General features: G+C 61.9%; 18 protein-coding genes and 2 pseudogenes. 12 read left to right on the top strand and 8 right to left on the bottom strand.

The window, feature by feature from the left end; all coding sequences use genetic code 11:
- Nucleotides 1-3 precede the first annotated feature (3 nt).
- Together K6M89_RS24160 and K6M89_RS24155 are read right to left on the bottom strand one after the other, a co-directional pair.
- Nucleotides 4-110: pseudogene (locus K6M89_RS24160) on the bottom strand (transporter); the annotation flags it as partial.
- A gap of 125 nt (nucleotides 111-235) precedes the next feature.
- Nucleotides 236-1,783 (bottom strand): putative bifunctional diguanylate cyclase/phosphodiesterase, encoded by a 1,548-nt coding sequence (locus K6M89_RS24155; RefSeq protein WP_222141256.1) that lies wholly within the window; start codon nucleotides 1,781-1,783, stop codon nucleotides 236-238.
- Nucleotides 1,784-2,209: 426 nt separating this feature from the next.
- On the opposite strand from K6M89_RS24155, the gene K6M89_RS24150 reads away from it, so the two are divergent.
- Nucleotides 2,210-3,214, top strand: coding sequence for an NADP-dependent oxidoreductase (locus tag K6M89_RS24150; protein ID WP_222141255.1), 1,005 nt, complete (start codon nucleotides 2,210-2,212; stop codon nucleotides 3,212-3,214).
- 118 nt (nucleotides 3,215-3,332) lie between these two features.
- Nucleotides 3,333-4,424: an alkene reductase gene (locus K6M89_RS24145; protein ID WP_222141254.1), complete on the top strand. Its 1,092-nt coding sequence runs from the start codon at nucleotides 3,333-3,335 to the stop codon at nucleotides 4,422-4,424.
- 29 nt (nucleotides 4,425-4,453) lie between these two features.
- On the opposite strand, the gene K6M89_RS24140 is transcribed toward K6M89_RS24145, so the two are convergent.
- The 4 genes from K6M89_RS24140 to K6M89_RS24125 form a co-directional block, all read right to left on the bottom strand.
- Entirely contained in the window at nucleotides 4,454-5,035 is a 582-nt protein-coding gene (locus K6M89_RS24140; protein ID WP_222141253.1) for a TetR/AcrR family transcriptional regulator, read from the bottom strand.
- A 255-nt stretch (nucleotides 5,036-5,290) separates the two neighbouring features.
- Nucleotides 5,291-6,559, bottom strand: a complete 1,269-nt coding sequence (locus K6M89_RS24135) for a DUF892 family protein (protein ID WP_222141252.1) — start codon at nucleotides 6,557-6,559, stop codon at nucleotides 5,291-5,293.
- 345 nt (nucleotides 6,560-6,904) lie between these two features.
- The gene (locus K6M89_RS24130; RefSeq protein ID WP_097666423.1) at nucleotides 6,905-7,381 is read right to left on the bottom strand and encodes an RbsD/FucU family protein; all 477 of its coding nucleotides are present in this window, start codon (nucleotides 7,379-7,381) and stop codon (nucleotides 6,905-6,907) included.
- A complete protein-coding gene (locus tag K6M89_RS24125) occupies nucleotides 7,365-8,612 on the bottom strand; it encodes an ROK family transcriptional regulator (protein WP_097579579.1) in 1,248 nt (415 codons plus the stop codon). The genes K6M89_RS24130 and K6M89_RS24125 overlap by 17 nt, the downstream gene beginning before the upstream one ends.
- A gap of 327 nt (nucleotides 8,613-8,939) precedes the next feature.
- Between K6M89_RS24125 and K6M89_RS24120 the strand changes: the two genes are divergently transcribed.
- From K6M89_RS24120 to K6M89_RS24090, 7 genes and pseudogenes are all read left to right on the top strand, one after another.
- Nucleotides 8,940-9,959: a sugar ABC transporter substrate-binding protein gene (locus tag K6M89_RS24120; protein ID WP_097579580.1), complete on the top strand. Its 1,020-nt coding sequence runs from the start codon at nucleotides 8,940-8,942 to the stop codon at nucleotides 9,957-9,959.
- Between the two features lie 152 nt (nucleotides 9,960-10,111).
- Nucleotides 10,112-11,176, top strand: a complete 1,065-nt coding sequence (locus tag K6M89_RS24115; protein WP_097579581.1) for an ABC transporter permease — start codon at nucleotides 10,112-10,114, stop codon at nucleotides 11,174-11,176.
- Nucleotides 11,177-11,178: 2 nt separating this feature from the next.
- Complete coding sequence (locus tag K6M89_RS24110; RefSeq protein WP_097579582.1) at nucleotides 11,179-11,961, top strand: ATP-binding cassette domain-containing protein; 783 nt, start codon at nucleotides 11,179-11,181, stop codon at nucleotides 11,959-11,961.
- A complete protein-coding gene (locus K6M89_RS24105; RefSeq protein ID WP_222141251.1) occupies nucleotides 11,958-12,590 on the top strand; it encodes a nucleoside triphosphate hydrolase in 633 nt (210 codons plus the stop codon). The genes K6M89_RS24110 and K6M89_RS24105 overlap by 4 nt, the downstream gene beginning before the upstream one ends.
- Before the next feature lie 81 nt (nucleotides 12,591-12,671).
- Entirely contained in the window at nucleotides 12,672-13,712 is a 1,041-nt protein-coding gene (gene pyrC, locus K6M89_RS24100; RefSeq protein ID WP_222141250.1) for a dihydroorotase, read from the top strand.
- Between the two features lie 185 nt (nucleotides 13,713-13,897).
- Nucleotides 13,898-15,064: pseudogene (locus tag K6M89_RS24095) on the top strand (GGDEF domain-containing protein); the annotation flags it as partial.
- A gap of 200 nt (nucleotides 15,065-15,264) precedes the next feature.
- Nucleotides 15,265-15,801: a glyoxalase superfamily protein gene (locus K6M89_RS24090; protein ID WP_222141249.1), complete on the top strand. Its 537-nt coding sequence runs from the start codon at nucleotides 15,265-15,267 to the stop codon at nucleotides 15,799-15,801.
- 831 nt (nucleotides 15,802-16,632) lie between these two features.
- Here the strand turns inward: K6M89_RS24090 and K6M89_RS24085 are convergent.
- Nucleotides 16,633-17,130 carry an anthrone oxygenase family protein gene (locus K6M89_RS24085; protein ID WP_222141248.1) on the bottom strand — a complete coding sequence of 166 codons (498 nt, stop codon included), beginning with the start codon at nucleotides 17,128-17,130 and terminating at the stop codon, nucleotides 16,633-16,635.
- Complete coding sequence (locus K6M89_RS24080) at nucleotides 17,118-17,942, bottom strand: NmrA family NAD(P)-binding protein (RefSeq protein ID WP_222141247.1); 825 nt, start codon at nucleotides 17,940-17,942, stop codon at nucleotides 17,118-17,120. Before K6M89_RS24080 ends, K6M89_RS24085 begins: the two co-directional genes overlap by 13 nt.
- A gap of 101 nt (nucleotides 17,943-18,043) precedes the next feature.
- On the opposite strand from K6M89_RS24080, the gene K6M89_RS24075 reads away from it, so the two are divergent.
- The 3 genes from K6M89_RS24075 (at nucleotide 18,044) to K6M89_RS24065 (ending at nucleotide 20,450) form a co-directional block, all read left to right on the top strand.
- The gene (locus K6M89_RS24075) at nucleotides 18,044-18,700 is read left to right on the top strand and encodes a TetR/AcrR family transcriptional regulator (RefSeq protein ID WP_222141246.1); all 657 of its coding nucleotides are present in this window, start codon (nucleotides 18,044-18,046) and stop codon (nucleotides 18,698-18,700) included.
- 71 nt (nucleotides 18,701-18,771) lie between these two features.
- Entirely contained in the window at nucleotides 18,772-19,461 is a 690-nt protein-coding gene (locus K6M89_RS24070) for an orotate phosphoribosyltransferase (protein WP_097579589.1), read from the top strand.
- 62 nt (nucleotides 19,462-19,523) lie between these two features.
- Complete coding sequence (locus tag K6M89_RS24065) at nucleotides 19,524-20,450, top strand: carbohydrate kinase family protein (RefSeq protein ID WP_222141245.1); 927 nt, start codon at nucleotides 19,524-19,526, stop codon at nucleotides 20,448-20,450.
- The last annotated feature ends 273 nt before the right edge of the window (nucleotides 20,451-20,723 follow it).

The following is a 20,723-nucleotide window of genomic DNA, read 5'->3' as shown; positions in this document are numbered from 1 at the left end:
CTCATGGACGAAGGGATCGACCTCGGCCTGGTGCCCTCCCTGGGATAGATCACGCCCTTGCGCAGGATGATGCTGGCATAAAGCCTGGGCTCGCTGGTCTGGATCAGCGCAAGGGGCGGCCGGTAGACCGACGAGCCGCGTGAGGCACATCGATCAGCCCTCGTCCTGAGGTGCGCAGGCCGCGGGCCGGAGCCGCGAAGGACGAGGTCGGAGGCAGGGCAGGGCGCCCGTCCCATCAACGGCGCTGCCGAATCCTGTTGCTGACCTGATCTGCTGCGATCTCCTCGATCGGCGCCGGTCTGCCCAGCAGATATCCTTGACCGATGTCGCAACCCAGATCCTGAAGCCGCTGAAGTTGGCTCTCCTCTTCGATGCCTTCGGCCGTTATCGTCACACCAAGCCCGGCGCCGAGGGCGATGATGGCCTTGATCACCTTGTCCTGCTTGTCATTGGTCTCGAAGGAAGCGACGAAACTCCTGTCGATCTTGATCTTGTCGAACCGGTAGTTGGACAGTTGCGAGAGGCTGGAATAGCCTGTCCCAAAATCGTCGAGCGCGATCCTGACCCCAGCATTCACCAGATCGTCGAGGACAATGCGGGCCGTGACGGCGTCTTGAATGATGGCGCTCTCCGTTACCTCTAGCTCGACCCTTTGCGCGGGCAGGCCGACATCGCCCAATATCTTGAGAATTCTGAGGCCCAGCAGCCGGTCGCTCAGTTGGATCGGAGAAAGGTTGAACGACAGGACGAGCTCGCTCGGCCAGGAAAGCGCATCGGTGCAGGCGCAGCGCAGCAGTTGGTCCGTCAATTCGACGATCAGACCGGCTTCCTCCGCCACTGGAATAAATTCGCTCGGCGGGATGAATTCGCCGGCCGCCGTTTTCCAGCGCGCCAGCGCCTCGAAGCCGATGATCTTGTTCGCCTTCAGGTCCACGAGCGGTTGATAATAGGGAATAATCTCGGCCTTCCGGATGGCCGCGCGCAGATCCCCTTCCATTCTGACCCGTTTCGCCAGCTCGTCCTGCATCGACGGCACGAAGGGCTTCACCAGATTGCGCCCCTGCTTCTTCGCCACATACATCGCACAGTCCGAATACCGGATGACCTGACCGAGCTCATCGCCGTCCTCCGGATAAAGTGCGAAGCCGACGCTGGCGCCGAGGTCGACGGCGACACCATTGAATGTGAACGGCTTGCCGATCGTGCTGACGATGCGGTTTCCCAATGCGACAAGATCGGGATTTCCGATGCGCCGCGCCAGAACCACAAACTCGTCTCCACCAAGGCGGAACACATGCTCACGGGGAAAGAGCGAGGAGAGCCGCTGAGCAACGGTCTTCAGCACCGCATCACCGTGATCGTGCCCCAGGAGATCATTGACCTTCTTGAAACCGTCGAGATCGATGCTGAACACGGCATAGGTATCTTGTGCCCTTTGATCGGTCATCGCCTGCGCACATATGGAATCCAGGAATCTGCGGTTCGGGAGCTCGGTCAGCGTGTCATGACAGGCAATCCAGTCGACGTGCTTTTCGGCCTGCAGCCTGCGATGAACCTCCCGCGAAAGGTCCCGGATCCTTAGCGCGGAATAAATGAGCCCGAGAAACCCGGAGATATTCAGGGCAAGCAGCGCGTGGTCCAGCGGATAGTCGTGATGCTGGTCGACAAAGTCATCCAGCCCCTCATGCCAATCGAAGCGCCAGGAGAGGCCGAAGAGAAGCAGGAAGATCGCGAGCCAGCCCACTATCTCCATCTGGGGTCTGGTTGGTCGGATGCGAGGCATATGAACAGGCTCCCGTTGTGTGAAGAGCCATCATGGCCAGTTCGCAGGACCGCATCGTCCTTGGCGGTAATCGAAGACCGCCACAAATCATTCGGGCGGCATTGAAAGGGGCCGGCTTGCGGTCGCCGACCAAGCGCGCAGACAAGTCGAAAGACTTTTGCGCGTGGAAGGTTAACGGTGAGTTGACCTGACAAGGGTGCTGGCGTTTCGCTGCGCACAACGGATAGCTTTGCCGCAAATCGGATGAGGCGCTGGTTCAGAAACCCTTGACAACTTTGATGACAGTATCATTAATCATTTATAATGATAAACGTCATTAAAAAGCCGCTGACGGAACTGGGGCCTCCTCTACCACATTGCCCGCCGATTTGTGCCTATGGCTTTATCGTTTCCTTGACACCTGACGGCGCAACAGGAGAAAGCCCCGTGAAGGCATTTGTCGTTGATAAGTACAAGAAGAAAGGCGCTCTGCGCCTGGCCAACCTGCCGGAACCGCAATTGAAGGACAATGATATCCTCGTGCGGATTCAGGCCACGGCCGTGAACCAGCTGGACTCCAAGGTCCGGGAGGGGGAGTTCAAGCTTATTCTTCCCTATCGTCCGCCCTTCGTCCTCGGGCATGACCTTGCCGGGACGGTTGCCAAAGTCGGATCCAGGGTGAAGCGGTTCAGGGTGGGTGACGAGGTCTATGCACGACCGCGCGATCATCGGGTTGGGACATTCGCCGAATATATTGCCATCGATGAAGCCGATGTGGCGTTGAAGCCGAGCAACCTCAGCATGAGCGAAGCGGCGTCCATCCCGCTGGTGGGGCTGACCGCGTGGCAGGCGCTGGTCGAGGTGGGCAAGGTAAAGCCGGGCCAGAAGGTCTTCATTCAGGCCGGTTCCGGTGGTGTCGGCACGTTCGCCATTCAGCTCGCCAAACACCTCGGCGCGACGGTTGCGACGACGACGAGCGCTAAAAATGTCGAGCTGGCGAGAAGTCTCGGGGCGGATGTGGTCATCGACTACAAGACGCAGGACTTCGAAAAGATCCTGTCGGGCTACGATCTCGTGCTGAACAGCCAGGATCCGAAGACACTCGAAAAATCGCTGGGCGTGCTGAAACCGGGTGGCCGGCTCATCTCTATTTCCGGTCCGCCCGATCCTGCATTCGCCAAAGAACTCGGCCTGAACCTGTTCCTGAAACTGGTGCTGCGGCTGCTCAGCCGAGGAGTTCGCAAAAAGGCAAAGCGTCTCGGCATCGCTTATTCATTCCTGTTCATGCGCGCCGAGGGGCGGCAGCTGGGTGAGATTGCCCGCCTGATCGAGCAAGGCGTGATCCGGCCGGTCGTCGACAAGGTGTTCCCGTTTGAGAAGACCGGGGATGCGCTGGCCTATCTCGAGACCGGGCGTGCCAAGGGCAAGGTGGTCATCGCAGTCGCAGACTAGCCCCGATCCCAGCGATATCAACCACATGCAAGTCTAGACGGAGGTCGACCTGACCTGAGTGGCGTTTGTTGCGAGACGAACCCCGGGAATATTTTTAACCCCCAAGTGAAAGTGACAAATGACCAGCAAGACACTCTTTGAGCCCTCCGCACTCGGCTCTCTCACGCTATCCAACCGCGTCGTCATGGCCCCATTGACGCGCAACAGAGCAGGCGTCGGCTTCGTGCCGGGCGACCTCGTTGCCGAATATTATGCGCAACGGGCCTCGGCAGGCCTGATCATCTCGGAGGCGACCCAGATTTCGCAGCAGGGCCAAGGCTATCAAGACACGCCCGGCATTTACACAGAGGCGCAGATCGACGGCTGGCGCAAGGTCACCAACGCGGTGCATGCCAAGGGCGGCCATATCTTCCTGCAGCTTTGGCACGTGGGTCGGGTTTCGCATGTCGACCTGCAGCCGGATGGACAGCGCCCAGTGGCGCCCTCGGCCATCAGGGCTGAAACAAAGACGTTTGTGAATAATGCTTTCGTTGACGTTTCGGCCCCACGAGCGCTCGAACTGCGTGAGATTGCCGGCATCATCGAAGATTTTCGTCGCGCCGCCGCCAATGCGATTGCCGCTGGTTTCGATGGTGTCGAAGTGCATGGCGCAAACGGCTACCTGCTGGACCAGTTCGCCAGGGACGGGGCCAACTGCCGCAGCGACGCCTATGGCGGTTCGATCGAAAATCGCGCGCGGCTGACGCTCGAAGTGACCGCCGCGGTCGCAGAGGAGGTGGGAGCGGAACGAACCGGCGTTCGGATTTCACCGGTATCGCCGGCCAACGGCATATCGGCAAGCGATCCGCAGGCGCAGTTCAACTACATCGTCGAGAAGCTCGATGAGATGGGAATTGCCTATCTCCATGTCGTGGAAGGCGCCACTGGCGGGCCGCGGGACGTTGCACCCTTCGATTATGAAGCGCTTCGCCGCAGATTCAGGAGCACCTACATTGCCAACAACGGCTACGATCTGGAACTCGCGACGACCAGGCTGGAGCATGGGCTGGCGGATCTGTTCGCCTTCGGCAGGCCATTCATCGCCAACCCGGATTTCGTCGAGCGCCTGAAGGTCGGTGCGCCGCTGGCCAACCTCGATATGTCGACGCTCTATGGCGGAGGCACGGCGGGCTATACGGACTATCCCACCTTGGCGCCGGCCGTGGCCTGAAGACAATAAGGGCCGCGCATACGCGGCCCTCATTGCTTGCGCGACCGATTTTCGATCGCGTCGCGACAATCCGTCCGGCAGGCGTCGAGCAGTTCGTCCGCCAGCGGGGAATCGTCCGGGCATGCCCTCGAAAGCACGATTGCGCCAACAGCCTGAGCGAGGATGGCGATGGCTTGCGCCCGCCCGCCGGCGTCGGAAGCGTGATGTTGAGCAATGCCACCCTCCACCGCGCGCACCAGCTTATCTATTCCGGCAGCGAAAACGGCCTTGGTTTCCTCAGGCTGTCGAGCGGCATCGCAACTCAGTGCCGCGGCCGTGCACCCTTGGCCGCGCCCATCCCGGTGTTCGCGTGCAAGATAAAGCTCCATGACATCGAGGACGTCATAACCGGCATAGCGCTGCAAGGTCTCGCTCAAACCATTCTCGGTCGATTCCGCGATCAACTCCTCCTTGGAGCGGAAGTGATTGTAGAAGCCGCCATGGGTGAGCCCCGCGCGCTCCATCAATTCCGCCACCCCGACGCCATCGAAACCGCGCTCGCGAAACAGCTCTGACGCCGTTGCGATAATCCGGTCGTAGTTTTCCTGCTTCTTTTCCTTCGTGATCCGCACGTCACGATCCTTTCGACGGCCATTTGAAACTATGATGTCAGCCGTCATTATAGCTCAAGTTATTGATGATGTGTATCATTAATATTGCCGGTCAACAAAAGCAGGCCCTGTGGCGGAGATGCGCTTGCACGCAGGCGGCACAACATCTCACACAGCGCATCATTGACGCGAAGCAGGCGCCCCTGGACATCGGCTTTAGATCGTTGCCACCCCGTAGGGGGCCGCCACGCGTTTCTTGCTCCGCGGACTAAACTGTCAGAGGACGCTAATTGGCATTCTCGCCGCCGACATCAGGGGTTGGGCAACCTGATCCAGCAATTGGCCCGCATTCTGCTCTTCACCCAGCGAAAGTGTTAGCAATTGAGCGACCGCCGGCTGCGCAAGTTGGAGTGCCAGATTGCGAGCGGTGGTGTAAGCGGCAATCTCGTAGTGCTCCACCCGCAACGCCGCTCCGATCAAAGCCAGATCAGCGGGAGCGTCTTTCTTTTTCTTGCCCTCCGCCATCACTTCCTCGCCTTCCTCTACCAGGCCGGCCATGCCCTTGCATGGCTTTGCACGAGCCGACGTGCCAAGGATGCGCAGGCATTCGTTCAAGCGCTCGACCTGCCCCTCTGTCTCGACAAGATGGTTCCGCAGCAAGGTCTGGAGCTGCTGAGTGCGTGCGGCTTTCTGCATCTTGGGGAGCGCCTTCAACAGCTGCTTTTCCGCATGCAGGAGGTCACGGAGCTCATCCACAAGGACTTCCTGAATCGCTTCTGCCCCTTCAGGGGGGGCGCTTTGAGCGCGGATTGCAATTCCCCCGTTTTCGACTCCCGGGAGATCCTGGAAGGCCGGCGCCTCGACAAATTCCCAGGGTTCTCCTTCATTCCATGGACCGCGAGTGTCAACCTCACCTAAATACCCTTCACCCGTGGAATCGTTGAAGAACTGATCGACCAGTCCTGCGGTCGGCGCAATCCTGCCGACGCTCAGCGGCGGCTTGCCCATGCTTTCGAGAGCCAGGGCGAAAGCACGCATGTGGGTAATCTCTCTGGTCATCAGGAACTGCAGCGCATCCTTGGTCCCGGGATCGCGGCAGAAGTCGATCAGGCGTTCGTAGACGATCTTGGCGCGTGCCTCCGCGGCTATGTTGCTTCGCAGATCCACATCCAACTCGCCCGTTATTTTGAGATAATCGGCAGTCCAGGGGTTTCCCATCGAATTGAAAAGGTTCACGCCACCGCCGCCTGCAATGGCGATCAACGGGTCGGCTTCCGCCTCCTCTCTGACTGACTTCAGCGGCTTGAGGTGCATCCGCGCAAGAGTCCCGACGATCTCGAGGTGACTGAGTTCTTCGGTCCCGATGTCCATCAGGAGATCCTTCCGACCGGGATCCTCACAATTCAAACCTTGAACAGAGTATTGCATGGCCGCCGCAAGTTCACCGTTTGCGCCACCAAACTGCTCAAGCAGCATATTGCCGAATTTTGGATCAGGTTCGTCAACCCGAACGGTATACATGAGCTTCTTTACATGGTGATACATTGCGCATCCTCCTGGTTGGATGCCGACTAACCGACTTATCGCGGGAATGTTCCCCATCCGTGGCTGCTGCTGGCGCATCGGATTGGCGTTCGACATCAGCTCACACCGGCCCGTGCCAGACGTACCCATCGATCAGGAGCCCATCACATGGTCGCCTCTTCAACGAGATCATCGATACTGGCGCGGCCACTAGGGTGTGGGAATGCGGACGGCCGCGGCTGGCCGGATCGGCAGCTTTAGCATCTCCGGCGTGGCGGGATCAGCACGGGTTGGGGAGCGCCACGCGCCTACTCAGCCGCGCAGCGAAGGCTATCGTGGCTTGCACGGCAGGAACCAGACTCTTGGCTAGTAGACGAACGGATCCACCCCGGCCGCCGACTGTGCGCCCGGCTCTTTCGGATAGATCACGCCCTTGCGCAGGATGATGTTGGCATAGAGCCTGGGCTCGCTGGTCTGGATCAGCGCATGGGCGGCCCGCACCCGGCCGTAGAAATCCTGGCCGACGAGCGGCACCACCTGCCGGTGCGGCTCGTGCAGCGCACAGCAGTCGATCATCTCCTCATGCACCGGATCGAGCTTGTCGCGCTCGGCCTTGACGGTCGAGCGGAAAATCGCCTCGGGCACGAAATCGTCGATCGGCAGCACGCTGAGCACGGCGTTGAGCACCGGAATGAGACGGTGGCCGTCGAGCCGGATCAGCCGGCGGGCATGTTCGACACCGGGATAATTGCCGTCGACGATGGCGATCTCGTCGCCGTGGCCCATCGCCCGAAGCGTGAAAAGCAACTCCGGGCTCAACAGCGGATCAAGTCCCTTCAGCATGGTCTACCTCCTTGAAGAGTACGTTCTGGTCTGTGAGGTAACGCGCAAAGATCGGCAGGCTGGCGCCGCCGATGGCGCGGGCCTGCGCGCCGACAGCGCCCTCAATGATCTCCGGCATGACGACGCCCTGCAGGTCGAGCTTGGCGGCTTCGTCGATCGTCGCCTGCACGACGCGGCTGCGCACCCAATGGGGAAAGCCGCCGTCGATGACGGCAGCGCTGAAATCGACGATCGAGGCGGCCGCGACGATCGCCTGGGCCAGCGCCTTGGCGCTATCCTGGATCCAGATCTCCATCGGCTCGCCGAAATCCACCCAGTCGTCGGCGGAATACCACAGCGGCTCGGGATCGATGCCGCGTTCGCGCAGCATGTTTTCCAATACGAAGATCGAGGCGATCTCGAGCAGCTGCTTGGTTTCGCCGTTCCTGTCGCGCACGGGCAGCGGTCCGATGGCGCCCGCCGTGCCGGTACGGCCGGAAAAGATCGCCGAATTCAACACGATGCCGCCGCCGATGAAGGAGCCGATGAAGAAATAGACGAAGTCGGGATAGGAGGGGCCGACGCCGAAGACGAGCTCGGCGCCGCAGGCGCTGGTCGCATCGTTCTGCAGAAAAACAGGATGGGAGACACGCGCGGCGATATCGGCCTGCAGGTCGACATCCCGCCAGACCTCCATGGCACCGGGCGGTGCGCCGACTTCCTCGGCCCAGTTCCACAGCTCGAACGGGGCGGCGATGCCGAGGCCGGCAATGCGGCCGCGCTGCTTGTCGTCGAGCCGGCTTTCGATCTCCTCGATGCCAGCCGTGACGAAGGCGAGGATTTCGTGCGGCAGCGGATAGGCATAGGTCTGGTGCAGCTGCATGCGGATGCGGCCGACGAAATCCATCAGTACCAGATCGGCGCTGCGCCGGCCCATCTTGAGGCCGAAGGAATAGACGGCGTCGGGGTTGAGATGCATCGGGATCGACGGCTGGCCGACCCGGCCGCGCACCGGCGCCCCGCGCGACAGCAGCCCTTCTTTTTCCAGCACCCGCATGATGACCGAGACGGTCTGCGCCGACAGCCCGCTGCGGCGCGCGATATCGGCCTTCGACAACGCGCCGTAGAGGCGCACCAGCGACAGCACGAGCCGTTCGTTATAGGCGCGCACCCTGACCTGGTTCGCGCCCCCGGCCGGATTGAGAATGGGCGGCGGGACCGGTGTGTGTTCCGGCCCATCCAAAGACGACATGGCCGCTCCTCCCGAGCGTTGGCCTCTTGCATGGTTCCCCCGGATCGGAAGCGATCCAAGGGGGATTACGCAGCAGCTGAAAGCGGTACGGCGGCCTTCTCTGCGTTTGAAAAGGCGCAATGCCGTACATCCTAATGCGATTGAGCATGCCACATCGAATTAATAATTCAATTGGATTTATTTATTGACAAGCCGATTTCTTTCGCTCTTAATTGCCCTCGTCAAGGGCACGAGGCGGCTTCGGAAGCGGCAGCGACCGAAGCGAAGTGTCACATCTCGAAAATTCCGGCCCGCACGGGCGGCGCCGGCAAACTCTGGGAGGAGTTCATGAAGAAATCAGTTCTCGCTTTCGGCGCGCTCGCAGTCGGCGTCGCCTTTTCCGCGCCGGCCATGGCCGCCGACGTTTCCGCCTGCCTCATCACCAAGACCGACACCAATCCCTTCTTCGTCAAGATGAAGGAAGGTGCGACGGCCAAGGCCAAGGAACTCGGCGTTTCGCTGAAGTCCTATGCCGGCAAGGTCGACGGTGACAGCGAAAGCCAGGTTGCGGCGATCGAAAGCTGCATCGCCGACGGCGCCAAGGGCATTCTGCTGACCGCCTCGGACACCAAGGGTATCGTCTCTTCGGTCAAGAAGGCGCGTGATGCCGGCGTGCTGGTCATCGCGCTCGACACGCCGCTCGAGCCGGCCGATGCCGCCGACGCCACCTTCGCCACCGACAACCTGCTCGCCGGCAAGCTGATCGGCCAGTGGGCCAAGGAAACGCTAGGCGACAAGGCCAAGGACGCCAAGGTCGGCTTCCTCGACCTGACGCCGTCGCAGCCGACGGTCGACGTCCTGCGCGACCAGGGCTTCATGATGGGCTTCGGGATCGACCCGAAGAACCCGGACAAGATCGGCGACGAAGACGACACGCGCATCGTCGGCCATGACGTGACCAACGGCAACGAGGAAGGCGGCCGCAAGGCCATGGAAAACCTTCTGCAGAAGGATCCTGGCATCAACGTCATCCACACGATCAACGAGCCGGCCGCTGTCGGCGCCTATCAGGCGCTGAAGGCTGTCGGCATGGAAAAGAACGTGCTGATCGTCTCGGTTGACGGCGGCTGCCCGGGCGTCAAGTCGGTCCAGGAAGGCGTCATCGGCGCCACCTCGCAGCAATACCCGCTGCTGATGGCGTCGCTCGGCATCGAGGCGATCAAGAAGTTCGCCGATAGCGGTGAGAAGCCGAAGCCGACGGAAGGCAAGTCCTTCTTCGACACCGGCGTCTCGCTCGTCACCGACAAGCCGGTTTCAGGCGTCAAGTCGATCGACACCAAGGAAGGCACGGACAAGTGCTGGGGCTAAGCCCGCGCTTTTGAATCGGAAAACGGCCGGGGCTTGATCCCCGGCCGTTTTGGACGGACGATGTGCCGTTACTCCGCCGGCTAAGCAACGAACGGATGAACAGGAGTGACGGCCTCCGCGCGGGTTCGGCGCGCGGATGCGGAGGAGGAACCATGACCGGAGCACAGGAATTCGAACGCGTTCTCGACGGCAGCGACAAGAACGTCGCCTCCTTCGAGCACCAGAACGTCCCGCTGATCAAGCGCGCCCAGCATTTTCTGCACTCGACGCCGGCCGCCGTGCCGCTGATCGTGCTGGTGCTGGCGATCATCATCTTCGGGGCAACGATCGGCGGACGCTTCTTCTCGTCCTACACCCTGACACTGATCCTGCAGCAGATCGCCATCGTTGGCATTCTGGGTGCCGCCCAGACGCTGGTCATCCTGACGGCCGGCATCGATCTTTCGATCGGCGTCATCATGGTGATCTCGGCCGTCATCATGGGCAATGTCGCCATCACCTATGGCATCCCGACGCCGATCGCGGTCGCAGCCGGCATGCTTGTCGGCGGTCTCTGCGGCTTGCTGAACGGCTTCCTCGTCGCCTTCATGAAGCTGCCGCCGTTCATCGTCACGCTCGGCACCTGGAATATCGTCATGGCGACGAATTTTATCTATTCCGCCAATGAGACGATCCGCGACGCCGATGTCGACGCACAGGCGCCGCTGCTGCATCTTTTCGCCATGAGCTTCAGGCTCGGAACCGCTGTGCTCACCCTCGGCGTCATCGCCATGGTGTTGCTCGTCCTGCTGCTCTGGTATGTGCTCAATCACACCGCCTGGGGCCGGCATGTCTATGCGGTGGGCGACGATCCGGAGGCGGCCAAGCTCTCCGGCATTCAGACCAAGAAGGTGCTGCTCACCGTCTACACCATATCGGGCGTCATCGCCGCCTTCGCCGCCTGGGTTTCGATCGGCCGCAATGGCTCGATCTCGCCGTCCTCGGCGGTCACCGATTATAACCTCCAGGCGATCACCGCGACCGTGATCGGAGGCATCTCGCTCTTCGGCGGCCGCGGCTCCATTCTCGGCACCCTCTTCGGCGCCATGATCGTCGGCGTCGTGTCGATGGGCCTCAACATGCTCGGCGCCGATCCGCAATGGAAAGTCCTGTTGACGGGCGTGCTGATCATCGCCGCCGTCGCTATCGATCAGTGGATCAGAAAGGTTTCGGTGTGATCATGACTGTCGAACCCATTCTCACCGCCCGCGGTCTCGTCAAGCGCTATGGACGCGTGACCGCGCTCGACAATGCCGATTTCGACCTCTACCCGGGTGAAATCCTCGCCGTCATCGGCGATAACGGCGCCGGCAAGTCCTCGCTGATCAAGGCGATTTCAGGCGCTGTCACGCCCGATGAGGGGGTGATCACGCTCGAAGGGCGGCAGGTGCATTTCCGCTCGCCGATGGAAGCGCGTGAGGCCGGCATCGAGACTGTCTACCAGAACCTCGCTCTGTCGCCGGCGCTCTCGATCGCCGACAACATGTTCCTCGGCCGCGAGATCCGCAAAAAGGGCCCGCTCGGTTCGCTGTTCCGCATGCTCGACCGGCCGGCGATGGAAAGGCTGGCGCGCAACAAGCTTTCCGAACTCGGCCTGATGACCATCCAGAACATCAACCAGGCGGTGGAGACGCTGTCGGGCGGCCAGCGCCAGGGTGTCGCCGTCGCCCGCGCCGCCGCCTTCGGCTCGAAGGTCATCATCATGGACGAGCCGACCGCGGCGCTCGGCGTCAAGGAAAGCCGCAAGGTGCTGGAGCTGATCCTCGATGTGCGCGCCCGCGGCCTGCCGATCGTGCTGATCTCGCACAACATGCCGCATGTCTTCGAAGTGGCCGACCGGATCCATATTCACCGCCTCGGCCGGCGCCTGACGGTGATCAATCCGAAGGAATACACCATGTCGGACGCGGTCGCCTTCATGACCGGCGCCAAGGCGGTGCCGACGGAGCCCGTTGCTGCATGAGTGCACGCATCGACGAAATCGCCGGCGAGGTTCTTAACCGCGCCGGCGATGCTAGAAGATTCCTGATCGGCATTGCCGGGCCGCCGGGTTCGGGCAAATCGACCATGGCCGACAATCTGGCGACGGCGCTGAAAGCCAAGGGCGAAAGTGCTGCGGTCCTGCCGATGGATGGCTTCCACATGGACAATGCCATCCTGATCGAACGCGGCCTGCTGGCCCGCAAGGGCATTCCCGAAACCTTCGATGTCCGCGGCTTCCTCGACATCGTCCGCGCCGTCAGGCCGGCCGATCAGGAGGTGCTGGTGCCGGTCTTCGACCGCGCGCGCGAACTCGCCATTGCCTCGGCCCGGCCGATCGATCCCAAGGATCGCTTCATCATCGTCGAAGGCAATTATCTGCTGTTCACCCAGGGCAAATGGGCCGAACTCGACGGCATCTTCGATTTCACCATCATGCTGGCGCCGCCGATCGAAGTGCTCGAGGAGCGCCTCTGGGAACGCTGGCGCGGCTATAATCTCAGCGAAGAAGCGGCCAGCGCCAAGGTCTACGGCAACGACCTGCCGAACGGAAGGCTGATCCTCGAAAACCGCCGCCCGGCCGATGTGACGCTGGAGATCGCGCTGGCGTAATGCCGCGGCGCATGAATCGATTTCAATGCGGCCCGCTTTAGTGCTATCGAGGCCGCAGACGCATCGCTTCGGAGGTCTGCCATGCAATCGATCACCATCCGCCGTCCCGACGACTGGCACCTGCATCTGCGCGACGGCGCCATGCTGGAAGGCGTGATCGCCGATACGAGCCGCACCTTCGCCCGCGCCATCATCATGCCCAATCTGGTGCCGCCTGTTGTCACCACATCGGATGCGGCGGCCTATCGCGAGCGCATCCTCAAGGCCCTGCCGGACGGCCATCGATTCCAGCCGCTGATGACGCTTTATCTCACCGAGCACACCAGCCCCGACGATGTCGAAGCCGGCGCCGAAAGCGGCCTCGTCACCGCCGTCAAGCTTTATCCGGCCGGCGCCACCACCAATTCGCATGGTGGCGTGCGCGACATGGAAAAGGCGATGCCGGTGCTGGAGCGCATGGCGAAGATTGGCATGCCGCTTTGCGTCCACGGCGAGGTGACGACGCCTGACGTCGATATTTTCGATCGCGAGGCCGTCTTCATCGACACCGTGCTCGATCCGCTGCGCCGGCGCCTGCCGGAGCTGAAGGTGACGATGGAGCATGTGACGACATCGGATGGCATCGATTACATCAAGGCCGCCAAGGGCAATCTCGCCGGCTCGATTACCACCCACCATCTGATCATCAACCGCAACGCCATCCTCGTCGGCGGCATCCGGCCGCATTATTACTGCCTGCCGGTCGCCAAGCGCGAGAACCACCGCCTGGCTTTGCGCGCCGCCGCCGTCAGCGGCGACGCCCGCTTCTTCCTCGGCACGGATTCCGCCCCGCATGTCGATCCCCTGAAGGAATGCGCCTGCGGCTGCGCCGGCATCTATACCTCGATCAACACGATGAGCTGCCTCGCCCATGTCTTCGAGGAGGAGGGCGCGCTGGCCAAGCTCGAAGCCTTCGCGTCGCTGAACGGTCCCGCCTGGTACGGGCTTCAGTCAAACGAAGAGCGCATCACGCTCTCAAGGCAGGCCGAGCCGGTCGTCTTTCCCGCCAGGATTGAAACGGGCGCCGGACCGGTGACCGTCTTCGACCCGATGTTTCCCCTGCATTGGCAGGTTGATGCCTGAGGCGTAAGCGCTCAGGTTTTCAATTTTAAATCGAAAATTCATTTTAAATTTCGGCGCGAGGTTAAACGCGTAACATTTGCATTGTGCGGTGCATCATTTGTTAACGGATGCATAAGACAGTCCTCGTCGCGGCCCCATAAGCTGCCAACATTCCGGCGCGGCAACAGCTGCGGAGACTGAAAAGCATGACGCTTGACTATAACTCCCTCCTGCTGGCGCTCGGTGTTTCCGCGGCATGCCTTGCCGTGACCCTGATGGGAAGCTGGCTGGTCCGTCGGGCCGAAACCGTGCTGCTGACCGCCACCATCGGCCTCGTCCTGGTCGTCAGCGGCATCTTCGTCTACAGCGCCTATGTGAACACGCCGGAGAAATGGCTTGGCATCGCCAGCTTTGGCCTTTTCCACGCCGGTTTCGCCACCATCTGGGGCGCCGGCAAGCAGTTCCTCACCAGTCGGCTGTCGATCCCGGCCATTGCCATCCGCGCGCTGGCCGCGACGATCTTTTCCGTCGTGCCGATGCTGGCAGGTTATGACGGCCTGGCCTTCATCGCCGATAATCTTGCCATTGCCCTCCTGCTCTTTGCCACCGCCCGGCAATATTGGCTCGCCCGCGCCGAGGCGCTGGCGCCGATCCTCGGCATCGCCGCTCTCTATACGCTGACGGCGATCTCTTTCGTGCTCTGTGCCGGGGTGCTGATCTCCGACGGCAAGCTGGTGCTCGGCGCAGCACCCAACAATTGGGCCGAAGATCTGAGCCTCGCCGTCTGCATCGTCGGCATGACCGGGATCGGCGCCCTGTCGCTGGCGCTGCATCAATGGCGGCTTGCCGCGCGCCATCGTCTCGAGGCGATCACCGATCCGCTGACGGGCCTGCTCAACCGCCGCGCCATCTTCGACCAATACGGCACGCGCCCCATGGGTTCGACCACCGCAGTCATCGTCTTCGATATCGACCATTTCAAATCCGTCAACGACCGCTTCGGCCAGGCCGCCGGCGACCGCGTGCTCACGGTCTTCGCCGAGCAACTCCAGGCCAGTTGCCACGCCGGCGACACCGCCGCCCGGCTCGGTGGCGAAGAGTTCGCGTTGGTGCTGAAAGAGATCATGCCCGGCCGGGCCGAACTGACCGCCGAGCGCATCCGCAGGGCCTTCGAGGCGCGCGAGATCGATATCGACGGCCAGATTCTGAAATGCACGGTCAGCATCGGCGTCGCGCCCGGCCGCGCGCAGATGCTGGATTTCGACACCATGCTAAGTGCTGCCGACAAGGCACTCTACGCTGCCAAGCGCGGCGGCCGCAATCGCGTCGAGCTTGCTGCCTACCTCAGAGCGGTTCCGGCCGAGGTAGCGCGCGGCGTCTTGATTCCGGATGCATCCTCTCCTAACCTCGCCTTCGGCCGGATGCGGCCAGCCGCCCCGCGACGTTTCGGCGTTATGGTGAACGCATCCAGATGCCATCCTTCACATCCCTTGCCGTTTGGCGATCGATGGCGAACGGGTCAGCAGACGCGGGCACTGATCTTCCTGTTTGCCGCCAACGAAAGGATGACATCATGCGCGATTTTCGCGATGCCAAGCTCATGGCAAAGACATTACGGCAGGCCCTTGCCGACCGCGACGTTTCCCTCACCCACAGTGAAACCCTCGAAATCGTCGCCCGGCAATTCGGGCTCGAGCAATGGAATATCCTCTCGGCGAAGATCGATGCGGCGGATGCCGCACGCTCCGCGGTCGGCATCGAGCCGCCGACGCCGATCTTCCGCATCTTCTCCGTGGAAAAGGCCATGGACTTCTATTGCGGCTTTCTCGGCTTCCATCTCGATTGGGAGCACCGCTTCGGCGAGAATTTCCCGCTCTATTGCCAGGTCTCGCGCGACGGCATGACGCTGCACCTGAGCGAACATTCCGGCGACGCCAGCCCCGGCGCCAAGGCCTTCGTCCGAGTCGCCAATGTCCGGGCCTATCACGCCGAACTCTCAGGCAAGGACTACCGCTACATGAAGCCCGGCGTCGAGGAAGCGCCCTGGGGGCTGGAGATGACCGTCACCGACCCCTTCAGCAACCGCATCGCCTTTTGCGAGCAGAGATAGCGGAAGAGGGCGGGGGAAATTGCTCCTCTGCCTCCGACCGCTGACAAAGCCGGCAAACTCTTTTCTTCATGTTCCAATTTGTTTCAAGGCTGAGCGTTGCTGAATGGATTTGTGGCGACGCACGCCGCCGCTGCCGCGAGGCGCCGCCATATCCCCACCCTCATTCCTGTGCTCGTCACAGGAATCCAGCCACCGCGCGTCGGCGCGGTGAGTGACTCTCTGCGGCCGTCAAAAGAGTCTCACGCGCCCAAGGACTTGGGCGCACTGGATTCCTGTGACAGGCACAGGAATGAGGGTGGGGTGAGCGCCGTTCCCGAGAGAAAGCCAAGCCACGGCTCCCTCCAACGTACCTCATCCTGAGGTGCGCAGCCCGCAGGGCGAAGCCTCGAAGGACACGCCGCAACGCTGCTTCCCGCATAGATCCAACGCCGGAACGCCCGCCTCGTCCTTCGAGGCCCCTTGCGGGGCACCTCAGGATGAGGCTCTCTTGAATGCCGGCGCCCTGGGGCGGTTGGCGTGGGTGCCATGAGGTCGCGGGGCATGCCTGCCGAGAGGAACAAAATGAAATACCTTCCAGCCTTCGTCCTAACGCTTCTGTCGATTGTCTTCGGATGGTTATTCTATGAAAGGTACTGGAAGTTCCGAGATTGCATATCGCAGGCCCTATCCAGCTGCCTCACTCCCGACGGTGACAACCTGACGCAAGGCGGTTCTCTGTGGGCGGGTTTGGCAGGCTTGTTCTTGCTGCTCGCGGTGATCTCCGCCTGGCGCGCTTTCCGGAACCGGGATGCTGGCAAATAAGCTGGAGCGGCCAGCTCTTCCGCTTGCTTCTCAACTGATCATCAACGCCCGCACGAAGGCCACCGAGGCAAGCAGCGAGGCGATCGTTCTCACATGGTTCCACCACGTCCAGTCCCTGTGATAGGCGGTCCAGAGCTGAACCGCTTCCGTCCCGTTGCCGCCGATCTTTGCCAGCGCATCGTTCATCGGCACGTTGAAGATGATGGTCGAGAGGAAGGCGGCGAAGATATAGAGGGCCGCACCCGCCAGCATTAGAAAGGATGCCGCGCCGCGCCAGTCGATCAGGGCGAGCACGGCGATGACGAGGCAGAGGATCGCCGTCGGCACGAAGAGGCCCATGAAGGGCGAGCGGACGATCGTCACGTTGATCGAGTTCATCGCCGCAATGCCTTGCTCCGCCGGGATCCGCGAGAAGGCAGTCATGATGAAGGTCGAGAAGGCGAAGAAGATGCCGGCGACGAGACCGCTGCCGATCGCCGCGGCCACGAGGGAGATGATGAGAATGATCTGCATGGTCAGACGCTCCATATTCCGGTTGCCGCGGTCCGGCGGGCATATTCGCTGAAATCGGTGGCGGGGCGGCCAAGAATTTCGGCGACACCGCCCGCGGTGCCGGAGTTGCGCCCATCGAGCACCTGGCCGAAGAGCTCCTCCAGAAGACCGATCAGGCCCTGCGGCAGGCCGGCAGCCGCAAGCCCGCCGGTGAAATCCGCCATCGACACCTGCTCATATTCGATCGGCCGCCCAGTGGCCGCGGCGATTTCGGCGACCGCCTGGCGGAATGTCAGCGCTCGCGGGCCGGTCAGTTCGTAAATATTGTTGCGGTGGCCGGGATCGGTCAAAGCGGCGACCGCTGCATCGGCAATGTCGTCGGCATCGATGAAAGGTTCCCCGATCTCGCCCGCCGGCAATTGCAGCCGGCCGCCAATGATCTGCTCGACAAAGGCGCCCTCGCTGAAATTTTGGCAGAACCAGGAGGCACGCAGGATGGTGGTGTTAATGCCGGAAGCTTTCAGCGCCGCCTCGCTCCGCTGCGCGCCTTCTTCTCCGCGGCCAGAAAGCAGCACGATATGGTCGAGGCTGCATTCCACAGCGACCTTCGCAAGCGCTTCGATCGCTTCCGCCGCCCAGGCGACGGCAAGGTCCGGCTGGAAGGCGACATAGGCGCTCGATGCCCCCTCAAGCGCGCCGTGCCAGGTCGACCTGTCCTCCCAGTCGAAGGGCCGTGCGCTTGAGCGTGATGCCGCACGAATGGTGAGGCCGCGCTCTTCCAGGCGCTTGATGATGCGGCCGCCGGTCTTTCCCGATCCCCCGACGAGGACGATTTCGGAAGTCTGCATGTCAAAGCTCCTCCCAAACTTCGCAAACAAGAGAAACTCTCTTATTTGCAAAATGCGATAATCTCTCTTATTTTGTTTGTCAATGTGGAAAAGGAGAGAGCATGTCGGAACAGCCGGTCGCAACGCGCAGACGCCAGCAGGAGGCTACCGGCCAGCTGCGCCGCATTCCCAGCCAGCAGCGCGGCCGGGAGCGCTTCGAAAAGATCCTCACCGTGGCCGCCGAGCTGATCGAAAGCCATGGCAGCGACGGCTTGAAGATGAGCGAGATCGTCGAAAAGGCCGGTCTCTCCTTCGGCGCTCTCTACCAGTATTTCTCGGACAAGACCTCAATCATCCGCACATTGGCTGAGCGCTTCAACGAAGAGGGCAGGCGGTGCGTTGAAGAGGAACTGGCGAAGGTGACCGACGCTGCGGCCCTGCAGGGCGCACTCGCCAATATCGTCGACGAATATTACGCCTTTTTCCGCCGCGAGCCCGTCATGCGCGACATCTGGCATGCGACCCATACCGACAAGCTGCTGCAACAGGTCGATGCCGAGGATATGGAATTCCATGCCCAGGCATTTCTCGCGGTGCTTATCCGCCTATGGCCGGATCGCGACCGGAAGGAGCTTCTCGCGATTGCCCGGCTGTCGATGCAGCTGCTTACCGCCGCCGTGCGTTATGCCGTTTCGCTGGATGCGGAGGAGGGCGCTCAGGCAGTCGCTCTCTTCAAGAAGATGCAGATCGTTGATATCGGCCGCCTGCTGCAGCAATAGCCCGCCTTTCGTCTGGAAACGGCGGGCTCTTGCTGCTATTCCCGCAGGGATCCAAGCCGAAGGAGAGCCGCATGATCCAGACCACATTTCCCGACCGCGACGCGATGGCCGAATTGCTGGCCAAGATGCTCTGGGAGATCAAGGCGGTGCATTTCAATGCCGCTCAGCCCTATAAACTCTCCTCCGGCATGGCGAGCCCGGTCTATATCGATTGCCGCAAGCTGCTCTCCTACCCGCGCATCCGTTCGACGGTGATGGATTTCGCCGCCAGCACGCTGATGCGTGACGCCGGTTTCGAGCAATTCGACTGCATCGCCGGCGGCGAGACCGCCGGCATTCCCTTCGCCGCCCTGCTCGCCGACCGCCTCGGCCTGCCGATGATCTATGTCCGCAAGCAGCCGAAGGGGCATGGCCGCAATGCCCAGATCGAAGGCAACATGCCGGAAGGTTCACGTGTGCTCGTCATCGAGGACCTGACCACGGCCGGCGGCAGCATGTTCAAGTTCATCGATGCGGTCCGCGCCGCCGGCGGCATCGTCGATCACGGCATCGCGCTGTTCTTCTACGACATCTTCGGCCAGCAGCGCTTTACCGACGGCAAGGTCCGGCTGCATCATATCGCCACCTGGCGCAATGTTCTGGCGGTCGCCAAGGCGCAGAAGCTGTTCGACGACAAGACGCTCGAAGAAGTCGAGGCCTTCCTCGATGCGCCGCTCGCCTGGTCGGGAAGGAATGGTGGCGTCAGTGAGCTTTCGCTCTAGCCTTTTGACAAAAGCTCGCTTAATCGATTGAAGAACGCGTAAGTCCTGTTGGGAGGAATCCGATGATTTTGTGTTGCGGCGAAGCCTTGATCGACATGCTGCCGAGGGACACGACCCTTGGCGAAAAGGGCTTTGCCCCCTATGCCGGCGGCGCGATCTTCAACACCGCGATCGCGCTCGGCCGCCTCGGCATACCGACGGCCTTCTTCACCGGCATTGCCGACGACATGATGGGTGAAATCCTGCTTGCGACGCTGAAGGCCGCCAATGTCGACTACAGCCCCTGCGCCATCACGCAGCGCCCGTCGACGATCGCCTTCGTCAAGCTCGTCAACGGCCAGGCGACCTATGCCTTCTACGACGAGGGTACGGCCGGCCGGATGATCACCGAGGCCGACCTGCCCGTCCTCGGCGATGATTGCGAAGCACTGCATTTCGGCGCGATCAGCCTGATCCCGAGCCCCTGCGGTGAGACCTACGAGGCGCTGCTCGACCGCGAAGCCGAACAGCGCGTCATCTCGCTCGATCCCAACATCCGCCCCGGCTTCATCAAGGACAAGCCGGCGCATATGGCCCGCATTGAGCGCATGGCCGCCAAATCCGACATCGTCAAATTCTCCGATGAGGATCTCGACTGGTTCGGCCTTTCGGGCGACCACGACGCGCTCGCCGCCCACTGGCTCGCCCACGGCGCCAAGCTCGTCGTTATCACCAAGGGTGCCGAAGGCGCCTCCGGCTATACAAGGGAGCGCAAGGTGACGGTGCCGAGCCAGCGCGTCACGGTTGTCGACACGGTCGGCGCCGGCGACACTTTCGATGCCGGCGTTCTGGCCTCGCTGAAGAGGGATGGCCTGCTGACCAAGGCGCAGGTCGCCTCGCTCGACGAACAGGCGGTACGCAACGCCCTGACCCTCGGCGCCAAAGCCGCCGCCATCACCGTCTCCCGCGCCGGCGCCAACCCGCCCTGGGCGCATGAGATCGGGCTTTAAGCTCAGGCTCTCGATTCCCCCTTCTCCCCGAGGGGAGAAGGGGCCCGTAGGGCGGATGAGGGGGCCGGTCATGCCGGTCTTAATAGCCCCGCGGCTTCAACCGCGCTGGGCGGCGCGGTATGGAGTTTGGGATTGATGTGAGGCTTGTGCCGAGCGGCCCCCTCATCCGCCTGCCGGCACCTTTGTAACTTCCCTTTACCCGCTATTGGCGTAGTACTGCCTGTTGCGGTGGCGGATGGAAGACCGTTGCACCTTTGGGACCCCAAGCCCGTG

The organism is Rhizobium croatiense (genome assembly GCF_019793465.1).
GTDB classification, from domain to species: Bacteria; Pseudomonadota; Alphaproteobacteria; order Rhizobiales; family Rhizobiaceae; genus Rhizobium; species Rhizobium croatiense.
This window is presented reverse-complemented; position numbering and strand designations above follow the sequence as displayed.

Coding starts and splice junctions, on each gene's coding strand:
- K6M89_RS24120 (WP_097579580.1), top strand. CDS start 8,940: ATGAAGAAATCAGTTCTCGCTTTCGGCGCGCTCGCAGTCGGCGTCGCC.
- K6M89_RS24125 (WP_097579579.1), bottom strand. CDS start 8,612: ATGTCGTCTTTGGATGGGCCGGAACACACACCGGTCCCGCCGCCCATT.
- K6M89_RS24110 (WP_097579582.1), top strand. CDS start 11,179: ATGACTGTCGAACCCATTCTCACCGCCCGCGGTCTCGTCAAGCGCTAT.
- K6M89_RS24070 (WP_097579589.1), top strand. CDS start 18,772: ATGATCCAGACCACATTTCCCGACCGCGACGCGATGGCCGAATTGCTG.
- K6M89_RS24145 (WP_222141254.1), top strand. CDS start 3,333: ATGACCAGCAAGACACTCTTTGAGCCCTCCGCACTCGGCTCTCTCACG.
- K6M89_RS24085 (WP_222141248.1), bottom strand. CDS start 17,130: ATGGAGCGTCTGACCATGCAGATCATTCTCATCATCTCCCTCGTGGCC.
- K6M89_RS24135 (WP_222141252.1), bottom strand. CDS start 6,559: ATGTATCACCATGTAAAGAAGCTCATGTATACCGTTCGGGTTGACGAA.
- K6M89_RS24090 (WP_222141249.1), top strand. CDS start 15,265: ATGCGCGATTTTCGCGATGCCAAGCTCATGGCAAAGACATTACGGCAG.
- K6M89_RS24105 (WP_222141251.1), top strand. CDS start 11,958: ATGAGTGCACGCATCGACGAAATCGCCGGCGAGGTTCTTAACCGCGCC.
- K6M89_RS24115 (WP_097579581.1), top strand. CDS start 10,112: ATGACCGGAGCACAGGAATTCGAACGCGTTCTCGACGGCAGCGACAAG.
- K6M89_RS24065 (WP_222141245.1), top strand. CDS start 19,524: ATGATTTTGTGTTGCGGCGAAGCCTTGATCGACATGCTGCCGAGGGAC.
- pyrC (WP_222141250.1), top strand. CDS start 12,672: ATGCAATCGATCACCATCCGCCGTCCCGACGACTGGCACCTGCATCTG.
- K6M89_RS24155 (WP_222141256.1), bottom strand. CDS start 1,783: ATGCCTCGCATCCGACCAACCAGACCCCAGATGGAGATAGTGGGCTGG.
- K6M89_RS24130 (WP_097666423.1), bottom strand. CDS start 7,381: ATGCTGAAGGGACTTGATCCGCTGTTGAGCCCGGAGTTGCTTTTCACG.
- K6M89_RS24075 (WP_222141246.1), top strand. CDS start 18,044: ATGTCGGAACAGCCGGTCGCAACGCGCAGACGCCAGCAGGAGGCTACC.
- K6M89_RS24080 (WP_222141247.1), bottom strand. CDS start 17,942: ATGCAGACTTCCGAAATCGTCCTCGTCGGGGGATCGGGAAAGACCGGC.